Below are 5,117 nucleotides of genomic sequence, written 5' to 3'. Positions count from 1 at the left end.
GATAAGACAGGTACTTTGACAGAGAACAAAATGACTGTGACAAAAGTGTTTTGTAATGAAGAAGTTTTTGAAGTAAAAGGTGATAAAAGTAAAGAAATTGCTAAAATAACAAATAAAGGGAAAAATGCTTTTAGAAAGATGTTGGAGATAGGGGCATTGTGCAATAATGCAAAGATTAAGAGGGAAAAGATAAAAATTGGCAAAGAAACTTTAGAAGAAGAAAAATACATAGGAGACCCTACTGAAGCTGCTATACTTTCTTTTTCAATGAAATCAGGACTTTCTCTTGAATTGGTAGAAAATATTAAAAGAATAGAGGAAATTCCTTTTGATTCAGAAAGAAAAAGGATGTCTGTTATTGTGGAGATAAGCGGTGAAAAATATGCTTATATAAAAGGTGCACCAGATGTAATATTGGACCTTTGTACATATAAATATACAGAAGGCAGAGAAGTGCCCCTTACTGTTTTTGATAAAAAAAGAATATTAAATATCAATGAAAGTTTTGGCAGGGAAGCTTTGAGAGTATTAGCCTTTGCTTACAAAAAGCTTCCTCCTAAATTTCCAATGGTTGCAGAATTTATAGAAAAAGATTTGGTTTTTGTAGGATTGGAAGGGATGATAGACCCTCCTCGAAGGGAAGTATATGGTGCAATTTTAAAATGCAAGATGGCAGGAATAAAGCCGGTTATGATAACAGGTGACCAGAAGATTACTGCAACTGCTATAGCAAAAGAATTAAAAATATTAGGGGAAAATGATAAAGTAATCACAGGACAGGATTTAGATAACATGGGCGATAAGGACCTTGAGAAAGTTTGTACAAATATTAGTGTTTATGCAAGAGTAACCCCAAGACATAAGCTTAGAATAGTCAGAGCCCTTAAAAACAAAGGCTTTACAGTAGCTATGACGGGGGATGGTGTAAATGATGCACCAGCTTTGAAAGAGGCAGATATAGGTATTGCTATGGGAAAAGGAGGGACAGAAGTCGCGAAAGAGGCTTCTTCTATGATTTTATTAGATGATAATTTTGCCACTATTGTGGCAGCTGTTGAAGAGGGAAGAATAATTTATGACAATATACGAAAGTTTATACGATTTTTGCTTTCTTGTAATCTTGGAGAAGTTTTGACTATGTTTTTTGCAGCTTTAACAGCCTTAAAATTGCCTCTTATTCCCATTCAAATATTAATGGTCAATCTTATTACTGATGGGTTGCCGGCTTTAGCTCTGGGGATGGATCCTCCTGAAAAAGATATAATGATGATGAGACCGAGAAATGCTAAAGAAAGTGTATTTTCAAGAGGGTTGGGTATAAGAATCATTATAGTGGGATTTTTAATGGCATTGAGTACTCTTGGAGCGTATGTGTTTGCATTGAGTTACGGGACGTTGGGAAAGGCGAGGACTATAGCTTTTGCCACATTAGTGATGGTAGAGCTGATACACGCCTTTGAATGTAGGTCAGAAAGAAACTTGATTTTCGAAGTAGGCTTATTCAGCAATCCTTATTTGGTCTTAGCAGTTTTAACTTCTTTTTTGCTTTTCTTGGCAACAATATATGTTCCAGCTTTAAGCCTTGTATTTAGAACAACAGTACTTACTGGTTATGATTGGTTGGTTGTGGTGTTTTTCTCTTCGATTGAATTTGTGTTTAACAATCTGTACACAGCTTACATAGTTCCATTGAATAAGGCGAAGTGATGTCACTTCGCCTTATTATGTAGTACTTTTAAGGAATACCTCAATTCCAAATAGTTTACAAGTTTTGCTATTAAATCTTTTTGGTCATTTTCGAGCCAATTCCATTTATGCCTATAATCTGCTATAACTGATTTTATAAATTGTTCAGGAATAAGCTTTGTGCATGTTTTTTTGTATACAAACAGCCTTGAAACTTTTCCCCAACCTCTTTCTAATGTGACAGGGTTTATTCCGTAACTTACTTTTTCTTCTTGCACCAATGCGTACCAGTTATAATCATCGATTTTGCCGTAAATAATTCCGTACTGGTTATTTTTGCTTTCTACAATTATTTTGGGCATAAATGATACCTCCAATAGTTTTCTCTATTAGAGTTTATGCCCTGTCCACAAAAATATTCACGCTAATTCAGGAAACCACAGTGCTATTTCTCGCTTTGCAGATTCAATACTATCTGAACCGTGTATGATGTTAAAAGTGGTGCTGGAAGCAAAATCACCTCTTATTGTCCCCGGAAGTGCTTCTTCTACTTTTGTGGCACCGTTTAAAAGCCTTACTATTTTTACAGCGTTTTCTCCTTCTAGTACCATCGCAAAGACAGGACCTGAGGACATGTACTGTATTAAAGGTTTGTAGTAAGGCTTGCTTTTGTGTTCCTCATAGTGTTTTTCTAAAAGCTCAAGGGTGGGGACTATTACTTTTGCAGCTTTAAGTCTTAAACCTTTATTTTCGTATCTTTTTAATATTTCTCCTATGAGTCCTCTCTTGACACCGTCGGGTTTTACTATAGCAAGGGTGGTCTCCATTTGAATCAATCCTTTCCTTGTATTAATTTAACATTATTTCTCACCAGAGAAGTAAAAGCGCATATCAATGAAAAGATGCCAGCAGCTATATAAGCGTCTTTGATGGCTGACATAAAGGCAGCATTGTAAGGATATTTTATAACTTGATATGCTTTTAACCTGTTTGTAAATATAGCACTTCCTACTGCAATGCCCATTACCATTCCTATATTTCTCATTGTGGCAAGGAAGGCAGAAGCCACTCCCAATCTGTTTTTTGGGGCACTTCCCATTACTGCGCTGTTGTTTGGCGTCTGGAAGATGGCATTTCCTACGCCAAATAGGGCAAGGCGTGCCATGATGTCCAACATGGTGGATTTCATTGTCAGTGTTACCATTGAAAAGATGGCTGCTGCAGAAATCAATGAACCGATAGTTGATAGAATTTGAGCTCCATACCTGTCTGACAAAATACCGCTTAAAGGCGCTACAATAAACATGAAAAGCGGGAAAGAAGTCATGATTATGCCAGCTTTTTCGGTGGTAAATCCCAAATGCTGAAGGAGAAAAGGAGTTAAAAAAGTCATGGTGTACTGCGCCATAAAGTTTAGCAACGTGCTTATGTTACCGAAAGTAAACGACCTTATTTTTAAAAGCGAAAAATCAAACATAGGAAATTTTACTTTGTTTTCTGTGATTATAAAGATTATTAAGAATGCTATTGATGTCAATAATGAAATTATGGTTGCAGAAGATGTCCATCCCCACGTTCCGCCTTTAGAAATAAAAAGCAAAAGGCTTGCAAGGAATACAAACAAAGAAATAGAGCCATAGGGATCAAATTTTTCAGGGACTCCTGGATTATCTGGCACCACAATATGGGCCCATATGTAACCTATTATACCAATAGGAATATTTATGTAGAATATAGACTGCCAGCCTAAATATTTTAAAAGAAAACCCCCTAATGTGGGACCCACTGCAAGGCCGATTGATACAGACATGGCGTTAATCCCAAGGGATTTGCCTCTTTCGTTTGGGGGAAACACTGATGTTATAATAGCTGGCGACATTGACATTAGCATGCCGGCACCTATTGCCTGAAAAGCTCTCATGATTATTAGCATATATATGTTTACCGAAAGGCTTAAAATTGCTGAAGATAAAGAAAAAATCAAAAGGCCGTACTGGTACAGTTTTTTGTATCCCAACATATCGCCAAGTCTTCCAAAAGTCATCATTAGGCTGCTTAAGACCAATAGATATGTCATGGAGACCCAGCTTACTGTCGTTATGTTTGTGTGAAAAATTTTTGTGAATTCCGGCATTGCTATGTTGACGACACTTCCGTCAATTGGTCCCATAATGCTGCCCATGACAACTGCAGAAAGAATTATCCATTTGTTGTAATGTTTTTGCGGCATATTGATCCCTCTGATATTATAGATTATACCACAGACTTTGGAAAAAGATAAATGTTGAAAAAAAAGGTATTGTACAATATAATTATAAAGGAATTTAAATTGAATGGATGTGGACAAATGATAGACGCTAAAAGACTTCTAATTGTATGCTTCTTCACTATGGTCATAAATCTGATAGACACGCTTTCTTACTCCATAAGGCCTTCTGGCGTTAGGACTCGAAAGCTTGCTGTTGCACTTTCTCTTTTTAACATAATGGCGGTAATATCGAGGTTGTCCAACATGGTTCAGGCACCTTTCCTTGGAAGCATTGTAGATATGGCAATTAAATTCCAAAAAGTTCACCTTCTTGAAATTGACATGAGATTTGTACTTTTTTCAGCTACATTAGGAGCATTAATTGGAGCGCCACTTATGCCCACTTTTGTATCTATTTTTACTGTTGCCATAAACGGAATGGAAGGAGCAGGGACAGTACCAAAACTTATCCTTCAGGTTTTTAGATGGAAAAACTTTAAAAAGCTTAAGAAAAAAATTGTTGTGCCAAGGTTGTCCATGTTAAAAGGGGTGCTGGAAGCGGATATACCCAAAAGTTTTTTGATATATAACGTGATAATCACTTCTATATACACCACAGGTATTGTGTCTTCTCTATACGCTGGGGCCATTATACCAGAGTATAGAATTACAGCCAGTCAGCTTTCAGGAATAGTGAATGGATTTGCCACTATTTTATTTACGGTTGTAGTTGACCCTGTTGCTGCCCTTATTACTGACCAGGCTTTAAACGGAAAAAGGCCACAAAGTGATGTAGATAAAATGGTGGTACTTCTGGTTTTCGGCAAAATATTTGGAACTTTACTGGCGCAGCTTGTTTTTGTTCCAGCAGCAGAGTTAATATTATTTGTCACAAAATTGATAGTTTAACAAAAACGTAAAAAATTTTTAATACACTTTTAACGAAAATGTTGTATAATTAAAAATATAAAATAGTTTAATTGCGCTAAGCAATTGGCAATTAAAGGAGATGGGGTCATTGTATTTCATTAATCCAACGAAGGGAAGAATGGATATCGACAAAATGTTCGAAGATATCATGGAGTTTGTGGAAGGAGACCGGCAATCCAGCTACAAGCTGATGGTGGGTACGGATTCTCAACCGGGCAAATCCGTATGCTTTGTTACTGCTGTAATCATATAT

Annotated in this window: 6 protein-coding genes; 3 read left to right on the top strand and 3 right to left on the bottom strand. The window is 36.6% G+C overall.

All coding sequences use genetic code 11. From position 1 onward, the window contains the following. Nucleotides 1–1,707: cation-transporting P-type ATPase (locus M663_RS0100215; RefSeq protein ID WP_042804998.1), on the top strand; the 1,707-nt coding region annotated here is incomplete at its 5' end. A gap of 2 nt (nt 1,708–1,709) precedes the next feature. On the opposite strand, the gene M663_RS0100210 is transcribed toward M663_RS0100215, so the two are convergent. The 3 genes from M663_RS0100210 to M663_RS0100200 are packed head-to-tail and all read right to left on the bottom strand — an operon-like array spanning nt 1,710 to nt 3,916. Next, a complete protein-coding gene (locus M663_RS0100210; RefSeq protein WP_029687525.1) occupies nt 1,710–2,048 on the bottom strand; it encodes a hypothetical protein in 339 nt (112 codons plus the stop codon). 57 nt (nt 2,049–2,105) lie between these two features. After that, nucleotides 2,106–2,513 (bottom strand): nucleoside-diphosphate kinase, encoded by a 408-nt coding sequence (gene ndk, locus M663_RS0100205; RefSeq protein ID WP_029687524.1) that lies wholly within the window; start codon nt 2,511–2,513, stop codon nt 2,106–2,108. Nucleotides 2,514–2,518: 5 nt separating this feature from the next. Further along, nucleotides 2,519–3,916, bottom strand: coding sequence for an MFS transporter (locus tag M663_RS0100200; RefSeq protein ID WP_029687523.1), 1,398 nt, complete (start codon nt 3,914–3,916; stop codon nt 2,519–2,521). Between the two features lie 117 nt (nt 3,917–4,033). Between M663_RS0100200 and M663_RS0100195 the strand changes: the two genes are divergently transcribed. Together M663_RS0100195 and M663_RS14975 are read left to right on the top strand one after the other, a co-directional pair. Beyond that, nucleotides 4,034–4,843, top strand: coding sequence for a DUF2837 family protein (locus M663_RS0100195; RefSeq protein WP_029687522.1), 810 nt, complete (start codon nt 4,034–4,036; stop codon nt 4,841–4,843). 109 nt (nt 4,844–4,952) lie between these two features. After that, nucleotides 4,953–5,117 (top strand): ribonuclease H-like YkuK family protein (locus tag M663_RS14975; RefSeq protein WP_337954483.1); only part of this gene is annotated, 165 nt, incomplete at its 3' end.

The sequence above is a fragment of the Thermoanaerobacter sp. A7A genome, assembly GCF_000445185.1.
Classification (GTDB): domain Bacteria; phylum Bacillota; class Thermoanaerobacteria; order Thermoanaerobacterales; family Thermoanaerobacteraceae; genus Thermoanaerobacter.
Note: the sequence above shows the minus strand (reverse complement) of the source record. Positions and strands in the feature narration are given on the sequence as shown.